Raw genomic sequence first — 14769 nt, 5'->3', positions numbered from 1 at the left:
TCAAAAGTCCTCCGTTGTATATATACTAAATCTAAAAGCCATGAAAAATACTATCATTTTTATTTTTTTGATATTTTCATTACACATAATTGCCCAAGGACCAATACCCAGAGCTGAAGTTAATTTAGACGAAGTCTATACCCAATACAATCTAAGCGGAGAAGGCGTTTTAGTTGTTATGATTGATCGGGGAATTGACTATACACATCCAGATTTTATTGATGAAAATGGAAATACGAGGTTAGCTTATATTTACGATATGGTTGACCCAACAGGAGCAAATGACCCCAACAATCCGTATGGAGTAGGAACCATCCATACGCACGAAGCCATCAATACTGCACTCCAAAATAATGCACCTCGGCTAACTATGGATAGATTTGGCCATGGCACAGCAACCACCGGGATTATATGCGGTAATGGCAGTGGCACTTCCGATGGTCAATTTCATGGAGTTGCACCAAAAGCCACTATTCTTAGTATAAAAATTACCCAAGATTATTTCCCTCCATTTAATGGCCTACCTGGGCAAGATCCGTTTTGGAATCCATCATATATTGCTATTGCGTTGCAATTTGCTTCGGACAAAATTGCTGAACTCGGACTTCCTTCCGTAACTCTTATGAACTTAGGTTCCATAGGTGGCCCTTCAGATGGAAGCAGTGTTTACAGCAGAGCCATCGATCAATACGTTCAGAATGGTCATACTTTTGTTTGCGGAATCGGAGACGACGGTGGAGGTGACAATTATGCCGCAGGAACTATTTCACAAGGGCAAACCATAGAGCACTTGGTAAAAAAAGAAGTTGGAGGCAATTTGCGCTTTGATTTATGGTATAGCGAAAACGATCGTTTTACAGTAAGTTTTGAAAGACCTAATGGGTCTGTGGAAGGCCCTTTTGCTGCACCCACTGGACCTAATGATTATGTGGATCGAAACTTGGGAGATATTTTTATGGCGCATCGCGGGAAAAACCAGGACATCTGGGGATCAGACAGTGACCGAAGAGAGTTATTGGTTGATTTTAGTGGGGCCACAGGAGTATATAAAGTAATACTCCAAGGTGCTACGATCTCTGCTGATGGCGAGTTTTACAGTACGCTGAACCCTGCTAATTTTGCTGTAAGCAATAAATTTCTCTCATATGTGGTGCCTGGCCATAGTATTAATGATTTCGCCACTTCCACATTGAACATTGTGCCTACAGACTATGTAATAAGTGAGGGTTGGTATGATTTAGATGGCGTATTTCGACATTTTACAGGGCAAGGAAATCCTGGCGAAATTTGGCCTGGCTCTAGCGAGGGACCTACGCAGGATGGAAGATTGGCTCCAGATTTTGCAACACCAGGAGAAATCGCTTTTTGTGCCGCCAGTCCTGATACCTACTATAGCAGATCAAGAAATATACTCGTTCAAGGTGGCAATGGCCTTTATGGTATCCAGAATGCCGTTAGTGCCGCGGCACCTTTAGCTACGGGAATAATGGCATTGATGTTGGAAGTGAAGCCCAATCTTACTCCTGCAGAAATAAAACCTGTGTTGCGTAATTCCTGCAGAACGGACTCCTTTACGGGTACTGTTCCTAACAATACGTGGGGCTATGGAAAACTCGATGCACTTCTCGCCATTCAAAATACAATTAACTTAGGAGTTGATGATTTAGAAAGAAAAGCTTTTAGTATTTATCCAAACCCTTCGTCTGGTAATTTCGCCATAGATCTTGGCAGGGAATATACAGATGTCACTGTACAGATATACAATATGCTCGGTCAGCAAATCTATTCAAGCAAATATGCTTCAGCAAAAACATTAGAACAAGAAATGAATACTTCCGCAGGAGTTTATTTCGTAAAAGTAAGCACTGCTAAAGAAGGATCGAAAATTTTAAGGATTATAAAACAATAGATCCCTAATAGCTTGTGAGGTTGGACACAGCCAGGAATGCCCCTGAAATATGGGGCATTTTTCTTGAAATCAATTTCGAAATCGAAGTTGAAGTTGAGGAATATTTTACAAAGTCTCAAATTTCATTTATGTAAAAAAAATCCTCTCCCATCATTTTTCAATATATTTGATTTTAATAATCTCATCCATCCGTTTCCGCTATTAGCTTCTATGAATCTATCCGACTTTCTTCTTTCTATAATCGCTTTCTCTCCTGATGAGCTGCAGGACATCACTTCACATTTCGAAAAGGAAAATATTCCCAAGGACACATTGCTGATCGCGCAAGGGCAAATCAGTAAAAAACTATATTTCATAGAGAAGGGAATGGGTAGAAGCTATTATCTCAAAGAAGATGGCAAAGAAGTGACCCAATGGTTTTTTGGGGTGGGAAAATTTATGAGCAGTGTTGATAGCTTTTTTCAACAAAGCTCAAGTTTATATTATTTGGAAACATTGGAAGATTCCGTTATCTACTCAATTTCCAACGAGAAAATGGATTTGCTTTTTTCCAAATATCATAAAATGGAAAAGTTAGGTCGATTAGTTTCCATTGAAATGCTAACTAAAGTTGTAAATAAACTTAATGCCATCCAATTTCAAACGGCAAGAGAACGCTATGATTATATGCTCGCCGAATTTCCAGATATCTCATACCGCGTGCCACTAGGCCATATCGCTTCATATCTAGGAATGACTCAGGAAACGCTAAGTCGCATACGGAAATAAAGACTTAAGACCGCTGGCTCCTCCGTAAAGCTGTGGCGGCACGCGGGCGCTCTAGGACGTAAGGCCTAAGACTGTCTCGCATTTCTCAGTGCCCTTTGTGCCTTTGTGGTAAAAAAAAGCCAAAAGATATAGAGAAATACCAATTAACATAATTATTACAAGTATTCTATTGTGTGTCCCACATAGTCCTAAGTCTTACGTCCTACTGTCCTACTGTCCTAAGTCGTCTCCTAAAAAACTAAAACTGATTATCCCTTTTTGATTTAGGTCAAAGGAAAACATCCCTATTCGCCTGAACTTTGCACTGTAATTAAAAATCAGTAGCAATGAAAATCAACAAAGGCATATCCAATTGTCTGTTTATTAGTGTGATTGGCATGTTTTCAACAATGACTTTTTCTCAGCAATTGGACCCTGTGCTCCAAGAACTAATAAGTAAAGGCCTCAACAAAAGTCAGACGGTCAACATTAACTCCATCGAAGCAGAACAAGCGAAATTGGATCAACGGCTGGCAAAATCTGTTTTTATTCCAAAAGTCACCCTGAATGGAAGTTATACTCGCTTAAACGACGATATCACTTTTGATCAAGACACCCAGAATCTTTTGGTTGCCACGCAAAAATTATTGATAAAAGAAGGCGCAGGACTTCCCTTTAACGCCCCGTTTCCAGATGGAATTCCATTACAGGATACGCCAAACCTTCAGGATAAAAACATTCTAAAAACTTCAGTTGATGTCGATTGGGTACTTTTTAGCGGACTCGAAGCGAGCAACGCAATAAAAGCGAGTAAACACAAAGAATCTTCGCTCAACTATTTAGGGATGGCAGAGAAAGACAAACTCGCTCTTAAAATTATAGAAACTTATGACAAACTCGCTTTGGTTTATGCTTCGGAAAAAGTATTAAACACTTCCGAAAAATACCTAGACGAACAAGAGCATTTTGTGCAAAAAGCCATTGAAAACGGACTCGCAACTCCCATCGGAAGAAAAAAAATAGAATTGGCGCAACAGCAATTGGCTGGAAAACAATTAGAGTTTCAACATAACAAAATACTCTTGATTGAAGTGCTAAATCAGCTTACAGGAGAAAGTCGAGATAACTTAAGAATCTTAAGACCTCAACTAGAATCTTTCACCTTGAATTCTACTTCAAATACTGAAAAACGCAATGAGGTGAAGGCTTTGGAAGAAGCAGAAAAAGCTACACTTTATAAATCCAAAATGGAAAAAAGTCATTTTATTCCGAAGGTTGCCTTAAAAGGGCATTACGAATTTATTGAAGATTACCTCTCCCTTCTCGATCCAAAATGGTACGTGGGCGTAGGAATCCAATGGAATGTTTTCAATGGAAACCAATCCCATTTAAAAGCTAAAAAGTCGAAGTTAGAAGGTGAAATATATAGAGAACGCATTGAGGAAGCTGTAGAAATGATCGATCTAAGTATTGTAAAAGCGGAACAAACGTATCAATCGACGCTACAGAATTCGACGATTGTAGAAAAGGAAATCGAGTTGGCAAAAGATACTTATGAAATGGTCAACAAACAATACAAAAACGATTTGGCCTCTATAAATGACGTATTAGACGCATTGAACGATCTGGAAAAAGCCAACTTTAAACTGAAAGAATCACTTTTTGATCAGCGAAGAGCAGTTACAGAATTGCTTCACGCAAAAGGGACTTTAAAATATTAATAGCACAAAAGAAATTATAAAAAATGAAATCAATAAAAACCATACTATTCGGCCTCATTTCCTTGCTAGCTTTAAGTTCTTGCAGTAACGATAAAAAGATCACTTCGGAACGAGGAAAAGTAAAATTTGAAACCATTTCTCTCAGCAGCAAGCTCGGCGGAAGAATTTCAAAAATATATGTAACCGAAGGACAAGAAGTGAAAAAAGGAGATACCCTTGCCTTTATCGATATTCCTGAAGTTGTTGCAAAAATGATGCAAGCCGAAGGGGCGATAACCTCTGCGCAAGGACAATTGAATATGGCCTATAACGGCGCTACTTCAGAACAGCTAAGTCAAATTGATCAAAAGTTGAATTCTGGAAAAGCGCAATTGGAATTCGCACAAGAATCGTATAACCGTCTGGAGAATATGTATAAAGATTCATTGGTAAGTCAGCAGCAATTTGATGAGGTTAAAATGAAACTCGCTATGGCCAAAGCACAAGTGGATGCCGTGGAAGCAAAACGTTCGGAAGTGAGAAACGGAACGCGCGCAGAACAAATTGAACAGGCAAAAGGACAATTGGATCGCGCTTTGGGTGCTAAGGAAGAAGTGAATTCAGCCGCTAATGAAAAATATCTAATCGCTCCAGCAAATATGTCCATTGAAACCATCAGTTTAGATGAAGGTGAATTGTTAACCCCAGGATACAGCTTGTTTAATGGCTATAAGAAAAACAGTGTTTATTTTAGATTTACTATCCCTGAATCAAAAATCTATGATTTCAAAGCCGGTCAAAGATTGACCTTAGTAAATCCCTATACCAATGAAGAAATCTATTCAAAAATCATTGCGATCAACCAACTCGCACATTATGCCGATATAACCAGCACCGCACCTTTATATGAATTGGATGAATCTATTTATGAACTGAAAGTGGTTCCTACGGAAAATGTTGAGGATTTGACGTTTTATTTGAATGCAACAGTGCTAATTAAAAAGCAATAGGCTTTTATCGGAAATGACATAAGACGACAAGACGTAAGACATAAATCCCTCACTCGGGCTCGCCCGAGATTACGAACTTGATCTAACTCGCGTTCAAAGTACCGCCACGAATTGCACTAATATACACTAATTCTTTCTTTGAAAATGATGACGCAAGCCGATCGATTTGGATTTCACGAATGGAACAGACTTTCAGTCTGTTATGAATGCGTTGTACCAATAGTGCAAATCGAGTGGTCAAATATTTATCCTTATAAACACAAACTATTAATCATCAAGTCTTTATAAAAGTATTTAGATGATAGACTAGATAATTAGTAATTAAATACATAACTCCTCCTACGTCTTAAGTCCAAAAAATGAAACAATGAAGAAATTTAAAAGATTAGTCCGAATTGAGTTTAAGCGCATTTTTTCAAACAATGTGCTCCTCGCAATCTTATTTGGGGCGCCTATTCTATATGGGTTTTTGTTTGGCTATGTATATCAACAGGCCAAAGTTGTAGATTTGCCTATCGTAATTATCGATCAAGACCGCAGTCCTACAACCGATAAAATCATCGATGCCTTTCAGGATAATGAAAGTTTATTGGTAAGCGATGTGCGATATTCTGCTGGAGATATAAAAGCAGAGATGCCGATAAAACAATATGCTGCCGTAGTAACTTTGCCCACTGATTTTGAAGCGAATGTTTTTCAGAAAAAGCATCCTGAGATTCGAGTGGATTTAAATATGGCAAATATCCTAAACGCCAATACTGCCAGTAAAAGCATACAATCCGTTTTAATGACGCTGAATGCCGGAATGGAAATAGAAGGTTTGAAAAAACAAGGAATGCATCCTACCCAAGCTTTTAGTCAGTACGAAAGTTTTAAGATCAACTTTAACAAACTCTATAACTCCACTGGCAATTATGTGACATTTATGTTGCCCGGTTTATTGGCAGGAATTATGCAACAGGTTATTTTCTTAGCGATGGCGCTGGTTTTTGCAAGGGATTTTGAAGATGGATATTTTGGAAGTTTGATAAAGGAAAGCAAATCGTCTCTTTATCATATCGCATTAAAAGCCACTCCATTTTTATTGATGCTCCCGTTTATGTGGCTGGCCGTTAGTTTGTTTTTTCCATACTTTAATATTGATGCCGATATTTTTAATTTTCCGATGCTGGTTTTGACTATCCTTTTGACATTGGCGTCAATGGTTATTGGAATGCTATTTTCTATCGCCATCCCCAGTCAGTTAAAGGCTACCGAACTTTTGATGGTTATTTCTACCCCTGCATTTATTTTAAGTGGATTTACTTGGCCCACGATGGCAATTCCATCCGCAATCACCAATATCGCACAGTTTATTCCGCTTACCCAATTTTTAAGTGGGTTTCGGAAAATAGCTTTTTACGGTGGAAATCTAGCTTCAATAAAAACAGAAATAGGAATTTTGTTGTTGATTACAGCTGTTGCCTTTATGGTAATGGTGATATTATTGCAGGTGAAGATTCGCTTGTTTGAGAAGAAAAGAAGAAACACCGCGGAAGTTCTGGGAGCCTGATAGATTCCTCAAAATCTCCATAGCTTCTCAACGTTGAAATAAAAAAGCCTCTCAAGGTAAAAACCAAGAGAGGCAATAATAACAAATTCTAGCTATAAAAGAATTCCTGCTACTTTATAACCAACAAAGGCATTCTTCTATTTCTGATCAATAAATCGTTAGTAACACTGCCCACAAATAGAGATGTTATATTGTTCCCGCCTCTGGCCGAAACTACAATAATATCAAAATCCCCTTTTTCGGCGTGAAATTCTATCGCTTCCACAACAGACATATCTTCTCTATCGAAAGATCGAAACGGAAGCTCTTCTGAAAGCTTGTATTTTTTCCGGAATTGCTTTACCTTTTCCTTTAAATGTAGTTTGGTCTTATCAATGACCTTTTCTGTATTGATATATGGAAAGAAAAAAGAAGGGAGACTATAGACGTGTATTGCTTCAACTTTCCCGCCTGATCTTTCCACCAAACTACTCGCGACTGGAAAGCATTTAGCTGAACCAGAGCTAAAATCGGTTGGCACCAATACATTTTGCATTGTATGTTTAGCTTCTTCGGGAACAAGAAGCACGTGAGCATCCAGCATACGAACCAATTTTTGACTCAATGCACCTGTGCCTTGTAATTCATTCTTATTACCAGTAACCATTACATCAATCTTATATTCTTCAGCAAGATGACTGAGAATGCTTTCGGTATAATCATCAGAAGTAATCAGGACCGTATGTGGAACAGATGAGGTATAATGTTTATCGATAGTTTTTTGCAAGCCGCGATCTACTATATCTTCTACCGTAATTCCCTCTTCAAGAAAATCGTCATATAAGTCATAGAGCTTATATTTTTTAATATTATGAGTAAAATACAGATGTTCAATGTTCCACACTTTACAAAGAAAGCTTACATAGCCTAACAGAATGGGATCCATTTCGGTAAGATCTAAGGCGACCATCAGTTTCAACTCGTTTTCTAAATTTATTTTCTTTGTCATCTTTCTAACTTAACTGTTTTTTTTGAAAATTTAAAATATTTATAAATTGGTTGTTTCCGGTTTTTTTTCAGGTTCTTCTTCTGGTTCAATCTTCTTTAAGTTTTTCTCTTCCCGCTCCTCATTTACCAAATTGAGTATGTTTTTACGGTAGCTTTCCCTTTCAAGAAGTTTTTCCTTTCGTTCAGATTTTTCATAATCTTCGCTCATACCCCTATATAATGAGAAACACATCATCACCAATAAAACGGCAAAGGGCAGTCCAGAAATCGTCACCACTGTTTGTAGTGCATTTAATCCACCGCCATACATCAAAACAGCTGCAATCAAGCCAGTTGCAACAGCCCATATCACTCTTTGAAACGGAGGTGTTTTTAGTTTTCCCCCAGAGGTAATACTGTTAACAACCAAGGCACCCGAATCTGCCGAAGTAATAATAAAGCTACAAATAAGAATCACTCCCAAGGATTTTAAAAGAATCGCCAATGGGAATTTATCAAAAAACACATAAAGTGCTGTGGAAATATTGTCGTTTACCGCAGCAATCATCGCGGTATCACCCATAAGGATATCGCGCATGGTGGTACCTCCAAAGGCACTAAACCATAGAAAAGTTACCATCGCAGGTAATATTAAGACGCACAGAATAAACTCTTTTACCGTTCTTCCTTTGGAAATACGAGCGATAAAAGTCCCAACAAATGGAGACCAAGAAATCCACCAACCCCAATACATAATAGTTCTGGTTTTTTGCCAATCGGTGCCACGTAAAGATTCCGTCCACGTAGACATATCTATAAAGTTAACCAAATAGCTTCCGAGATTCTGTATATACGATTTAAAAATAAAGGTTGTTGGCCCCAAAATCAAAACCAGCAAAAATATAGTTGCTGCTACTCGTACGTTCAGCTTACTGAGCATTTGGACTCCTTTATTCACCCCACTAAACGCAGAAATGGTGGCTGCCAAGGTCACTCCTACAATTATAATCACTTGATAAAACAAGGAACTCGGAACGCCGAAAACGTGCGTAAGTCCTGAGTTGATCTGCCCTACTCCGAATCCAATGGTTGTAGCCAATCCGAAAAGCGTGGTTATAACCGCCATGATATCGATCACATCGCCCATCCATCCGTAGATTCTATTTCCCAATAGTGGATAGAAAGCCGAACGTAAGGTTAAAGGCATTTTTCTATTAAAAGTAAAGTAAGCCAAGGAAAGCCCCACTACAGAATAAATGGCCCAACCGTGAATTCCGTGGTGTAGAAATGAAAAATTAATAGCCTCTTGTGCAATAAGCGCAGGCTCCTCCCCTGCCAAACGCGGTGGATTCAAAAAGTCGCGAACTGGATCTGCAATACTAAAAAGTACGAGCCCGTTTCCAATTCCGGCACTAAAAAGCATCGCAAACCAAGCCCACATACTAAATTCGGGTTTTGCTTTTTTACCGCCAATCCGGATACGTCCAAATTTGCTAAAAGCCATATATAAACAAAAAACAATAAATAAATTTACTGACAAGGTATAAATCCATCCACCGTGAGCAGACACCGCAGTTTGTGCAATTCCAAAATAATGTTCGGCTTCATCTTCAAATACAAGGGTAAACCCAATGCTAATAATTACAACAGCAATCGCTGTAAAAAACACCGTTTTGTTAACTACAAGACCAAGAAATGTTGAGGTGCTATCTTTTCGAGTGACTTTAATCGACATATAAAAAATGATTTTAAAAAAATGAAATCGATCCTATTTCTTTAAATATGGAAAAGCAGGAATCTTAGGAAAAACCTGTGTGGTCTCCCGTTAAAGTAATGAATATGAATCAGTGGTAAGTACCTCGAGTAATTAGAGGCTGAAATTGGAAGTTATAAAAAAAATCGGGAATCTTTTTTGCTTCAGAAGAGCTGAGCTTGGGGATTTTCATAGTGATTTTTATAAATATTATTCGATCGACATAATACCATAAATTAATTTGGTTTACAAATGATTCTAGAATTTGTTTTTTGAAGCATTAAAGAAAACCTTTTCTAGCTATCTCTAATTCTAACCCTTACTTCCATTAGTAGTTATAAAATGCTATTCTTTCTAGATTTAAAGAACCCAATCCATCTTCAGAAAAATTCATTCAAAAACCCCTATCTTTCCGCAAATTAAAAACAAAAAAACAATGAAAAAACTAGCTTTCCTTTTCCTTCTAATGTTTCTCGCTTATTCTGTGCAGAGCCAATCGTTGACCGATAAAGAAATCACAGGTACTTGGCAGGTTGTAAGTATAGTAGATGCCGGTGCCCAACCAAAACAGGCGGAAGATATGATTGCGGCATACTTTGACATATATCCAGACCATAACTTTCAATTGAGACTGAAAAGAAAAAGTAAAGCTTCAAATGAATATGATAACACCTTCAAAAACTCTACTTGGAGTTTTAACGAAGCCACACAAACCATAGAGCTCAGTAATAGTGAAATGAAGATTAAACCTATAAAAAGTGATAATAAAATGATTTTTGAACTACCTGAAACTGGAATAAAACTAGCGGTTGTTATGCCTATTTAAATTATCCGTGAAAAAAATTTCTAAATTAAGAATTACCCTAGAAACTTTTAAACCTCAAGTTTTCACTAATTTTGTTATTGAATCAGCTTCCAATAACTATGTCCAAAACCACAACACAACAAGCTTCGCAAATTGCAGAAAAAGAGTATGATATAATCGCGGAAGCTACAAAACTAGATGGTTATGCAGATGAAAACTTTCTGCTTAAAACTTCGGATGACGAAAAATATTTATTAAAAATATCTTCAGAAGAAAACCAAGAGCAACTAAACTTTCAAGTTAAAATCTTGGAACACCTTTCCAATAAAACCTTGGCGTTTCAAACTGCAAGAGTTACTTCTGACAAAGACAATAATTCGCTGGTTAGAATTTCCGAAGGTAAATCGGCGCGTTTACTTTCTTGGCTTCCTGGCCGCCTTTGGGCATCAGTAAATCCAAAAACCGAAAACTTACGGAACAACTTGGGTGAAACTGCAGGGCAATTAACCTTAGCGCTAATAGATTTTACACATCCAGCAGCACACAGAAAACTGGAATGGGATTTGGCAAATTCAGCTTGGACCACCGAGTATCTCAATCAATTTTCGGGGAAGCAGAAAGAAATTGTTCAACATTTTCAAAATAGGTTTTCAGAAATTCATTCATCATACAAAAACCTTCCAAAAAGCATCGTTCATAACGATTTGAACGATTACAATATTTTAGTCTCCAAAGATTTCAGTAATCCAAAAATAGCAGGGTTTATAGACTTTGGAGATTCAGTTTTCACTCAAACCATCAACGACTTAGCTATCGCTTTGGCGTATGCAATAATGGATCTCCCAGATCCACTTTCGGCAGCCCTGGAAGTGTTAAAAGGATATAATAAAGCATACAAATTCTCAGAAGAAGAATTAAAATGCCTTTACACTTTGGTGGGAATGCGTTTGGTAATTACGGTAACAAGCGCTTCCTTGAAAAAGACGGAATTTCCAAATGATGAATATTTCGTAATCAGTGAAAAACCTGCCTGGGATTTATTAGAGAAATGGTTTGATGTAAATGAAAATTTCGCATATTATTCCTTCAGAATTGCCTGCGGATATGCTGCACATCCATTGGAAGAAAAGTTTGAAACCTGGGCAAAACGCAATCAGATTTCTTTAATAACGATGTTTCCGACGATTGCTTCAGAAAAAGTAGTAAATATCGATATGAGTGTTGGCAGTACCTTGCTGGGAAATCTTTTAGAATACAACGATCCCGAGGTTTCAGAATTTAAATTAAAACAATTTCAAAAACAAAATCCCAAAACCATTTTGCTTAATGGTTATATGGAAGCGCGTCCATTTTATAGCACCGAAGCTTTTAAAAGTGAAGGCAATAACGGCCCGCAATATCGAACTGTACATTTGGGCACCGATTTCTGGGTTCCTGCACAAACTCCAGTTCACTCACCTTTTGAAGGCATTGTAAAGATAATCCATCACAACAATTACGATAAGGATTATGGACCAATGCTAATTTTAGAACACAGTTTTGAAGAAGAGAAATTCTATTCCCTTTATGGACATCTTACTCTTAGTTCGCTAGAAATTCTAAAAGTTGGACAACAAGTAAAACAAGGCGACCTCATCGCATATATTGGATCGCCGAATGAAAATGGCAATTGGGCGCCACATCTTCACTTCCAACTTATTTTGGATCTGTTGGGCAATAATGAAAACTTTAACGGTGTGGCTTTGCCTTCAAAAGTTGAAATTTGGAAAAGTATCTGTCCCGATCCAAATTTTATTTTTAAAGACTTGTCCGCCGGGGCGGAGGAATTGGAAACTACTAAGAAAAATCTGTCTGACAAGAACATTATCAACTTCAGAAAAGAGCATCTCGGAAAAGGCTTAAGTCTTTCCTATGATAAACCGCTGCATATTGTCCGTGGAGAAGGGGTTTATTTGATTGATATTGAAGGTAGAAAATATCTTGACACCGTAAACAATGTAAACCACGTGGGGCATCAGCATCCAAAAGTGGTTTCAGCAGGACAAAAACAAATGGCGGTTTTAAATACAAATACGCGCTATTTACACGAAGAAATCATCGCTTATGCTGAAGCACTATTAAAAAAACTGCCACCACATTTATCGGTAATCCATTTTGTAAATTCAGGAAGTGAAGCCAATGAACTTGCACTGCGAATGGCGAAAACAGTGACTGGTAATAAAGATATTATAGCGATAGAAGTAGGTTACCACGGTAACACAAATGCAGTGATGGACGTGAGTTCCTATAAATTTGAAGGCGAAGGCGGTTTTCCAAAGCCTGAAACAACGCATATTCTTCCGCTCCCCAATTCCTATAGAGGAAAATATACTGGAGAAAATTGTGGCATTGATTACGCCAATCACGCCAAGGAAATCATTGAAAACCTAAAAGCCGAAGGCAAGGAAATCGCAGGTTTTATCGGCGAAACAATGATTAGTTGTGGCGGACAGATTGTTCCTCCAAAAAATTATTTTAAAAAAGTTTATAAGCACGTTCGCGAAGCTGGCGGAATTTGCATTGCAGATGAAGTACAAACAGGTTTTGGAAGAATGGGAAAATCCTTTTGGGCTTTTGAACTTTACGACGTTAAGCCAGATATTGTAACAATGGGCAAACCGGCCGGAAACGGTCATCCGCTGGCAATTGTAGCTTGCACAAAAGAAATTGCTGAAAAATTCAACACAGGAATGGAATACTTCAACACTTTTGGAGGAAATCCGGTTTCGTGTGCTATTGGAAGAAGCGTTTTGGAAGTTATTGAGGAAGAAAATTTACAACAAAACGCTTTAGAAGTTGGCGGTTTTTTAATTGCTGAATTAAAAACCCTTCAAAAACAATTTCCTATTATCGGCGATGTACGCGGCGAAGGTTTATTTTTAGGCTTTGAGTTAAATGATTTCGAAAAAAATCCGATGCCAGAGCATGCTTCCTATTTAGCAAACCGAATGAAACAGCTGGGGATTTTGATGAGTATTGACGGCCCGGATCACAACGTTTTAAAAATAAAACCGCCAATGGTTTTCAGCAGGGATAATGCGGAAGAGCTACTGTTCAGGTTGAAAGTTGTTTTTGGAGAGGATTTTATGTCCTTCGGCTAGGCTTAGGAAAGATTGAAATTTTAATACAGAAAATCTTTGTGTCTTCGCGGCTTTGCGAGCAAATTTTCACGCAAAGCCGCGAAGACGCAAGTATGGTTAAGAATCATTCCTTTTTAATAAATGAGCATAGGCTTCCATCCCTTTTGTGTGTTCAAAAATCACTTTTAAAACCCCAATTATTGGTAAAGAGATAATTGCACCCACCATTCCCCACAAAGTTGAAAAAAGTATAACCCCGAATACCGTCATAAATGGATTTAGATTAATTTCATCACCAATAATCCAGGGAGTGAGAATATAATTTTCAACTAATTGTGCTGCGGTAATTACTCCTATTACAATAAGCGCAGGCGTACTGCCAGCATATAAATAGGATAGTACCACAGCAATACCGCCACCTATAAAATTACCCACATACGGAATGATGGAAAACAGGGCTGCAAACAAAGCTAAAAAAAGTGCAAAAGGAACAGAACCTAAGGTAAAACCTAAGTAATATATCCCAAATAAGAAAAGCATAATTTTGCTCTTTCCTAAAAGATAACTACTAATAATTTTAGCAGATTCACTTAAAAGCGAACCCATTGCAGCGGAATTGGAGGAAAGTTTTTTGAAAAAACCAATAAACATCCTTTTCTGCATTAACAACAAAATAACATATATAAAAATGATGAGCGATTGAGACAATAGATTAAAAATACTCGATAAAAAGGCAGTTGCAAGACTTTCCGTTTTTTGCACCAAACGCTTATTGTTTTCAATGTAATTTTGATAGTCCCAATTTAAATTTTGGTTTGCCCACTGTGAGAGATTGTTTAACTTTTCGCTTGCCTTATCTTTGATTTTAGGCCAGTCGCCGGCAATGTTATTTATCTGTGAACTGATAAGCCAAGAAAGCAGAAAAAAAGCTATAAGCATCAAAACAACAGATAACGTAATGGAGAGCCAATTGGGAAGCCCCCATTGCTTAAATTTTTTTGTTGGTATATCAAGTAGAATTGCAATGATTACAGCCACCAACAAGGGCATCAACAATCCAGCACCCACATAAAACACCGCTAATATTCCGCCTAAAATTAAAAGGGCTTTTATTAAATAACTGCCTGAAATATTTATTTTTGACTCGCTCAAAATAGATTTTTTATGTAAGATTAAGAATTTAATCCCTTAAAGTAAATTTAGCGGAA

10 protein-coding genes are annotated in these 14769 nt (G+C 37.7%); 7 read left to right on the top strand and 3 right to left on the bottom strand.

Annotated elements, in window-relative coordinates:
* The first annotated feature begins 40 nt into the window (after positions 1–40).
* From G440_RS0104590 to G440_RS0104570, 5 genes are all read left to right on the top strand, one after another.
* Positions 41–1909, top strand: a complete 1869-nt coding sequence (locus tag G440_RS0104590) for a S8 family peptidase (RefSeq protein ID WP_169718941.1) — start codon at positions 41–43, stop codon at positions 1907–1909.
* A 210-nt stretch (positions 1910–2119) separates the two neighbouring features.
* Positions 2120–2677 (top strand): Crp/Fnr family transcriptional regulator, encoded by a 558-nt coding sequence (locus G440_RS0104585; protein ID WP_026450226.1) that lies wholly within the window; start codon positions 2120–2122, stop codon positions 2675–2677.
* Positions 2678–3003: 326 nt separating this feature from the next.
* Positions 3004–4377, top strand: a complete 1374-nt coding sequence (locus G440_RS0104580) for a TolC family protein (protein ID WP_026450225.1) — start codon at positions 3004–3006, stop codon at positions 4375–4377.
* Between the two features lie 23 nt (positions 4378–4400).
* Positions 4401–5366, top strand: a complete 966-nt coding sequence (locus G440_RS0104575) for an HlyD family secretion protein (protein ID WP_026450224.1) — start codon at positions 4401–4403, stop codon at positions 5364–5366.
* 367 nt (positions 5367–5733) lie between these two features.
* Entirely contained in the window at positions 5734–6918 is a 1185-nt protein-coding gene (locus tag G440_RS0104570; protein ID WP_026450223.1) for an ABC transporter permease, read from the top strand.
* 109 nt (positions 6919–7027) lie between these two features.
* On the opposite strand, the gene G440_RS0104565 is transcribed toward G440_RS0104570, so the two are convergent.
* Together G440_RS0104565 and G440_RS0104560 are read right to left on the bottom strand one after the other, a co-directional pair.
* Positions 7028–7906 carry a universal stress protein gene (locus G440_RS0104565; RefSeq protein WP_026450222.1) on the bottom strand — a complete coding sequence of 293 codons (879 nt, stop codon included), beginning with the start codon at positions 7904–7906 and terminating at the stop codon, positions 7028–7030.
* Positions 7907–7945: 39 nt separating this feature from the next.
* Positions 7946–9619, bottom strand: coding sequence for a BCCT family transporter (locus G440_RS0104560; protein WP_026450221.1), 1674 nt, complete (start codon positions 9617–9619; stop codon positions 7946–7948).
* A gap of 454 nt (positions 9620–10073) precedes the next feature.
* On the opposite strand from G440_RS0104560, the gene G440_RS0104555 reads away from it, so the two are divergent.
* Positions 10074–10463: a lipocalin family protein gene (locus G440_RS0104555; protein WP_026450220.1), complete on the top strand. Its 390-nt coding sequence runs from the start codon at positions 10074–10076 to the stop codon at positions 10461–10463.
* A gap of 98 nt (positions 10464–10561) precedes the next feature.
* Positions 10562–13582: an aminotransferase class III-fold pyridoxal phosphate-dependent enzyme gene (locus tag G440_RS0104550; RefSeq protein ID WP_026450219.1), complete on the top strand. Its 3021-nt coding sequence runs from the start codon at positions 10562–10564 to the stop codon at positions 13580–13582.
* Between the two features lie 96 nt (positions 13583–13678).
* On the opposite strand, the gene G440_RS0104545 is transcribed toward G440_RS0104550, so the two are convergent.
* Entirely contained in the window at positions 13679–14713 is a 1035-nt protein-coding gene (locus G440_RS0104545; RefSeq protein ID WP_026450218.1) for an AI-2E family transporter, read from the bottom strand.
* Positions 14714–14769 lie beyond the last annotated feature (56 nt).

The sequence above is a fragment of the Aequorivita capsosiphonis DSM 23843 genome, assembly GCF_000429125.1.
GTDB classification, from domain to species: Bacteria; Bacteroidota; Bacteroidia; order Flavobacteriales; family Flavobacteriaceae; genus Aequorivita; species Aequorivita capsosiphonis.
The sequence above is the reverse complement of the archived record's forward strand: the minus strand, read 5'-3'. Positions and strand labels throughout refer to the sequence as shown.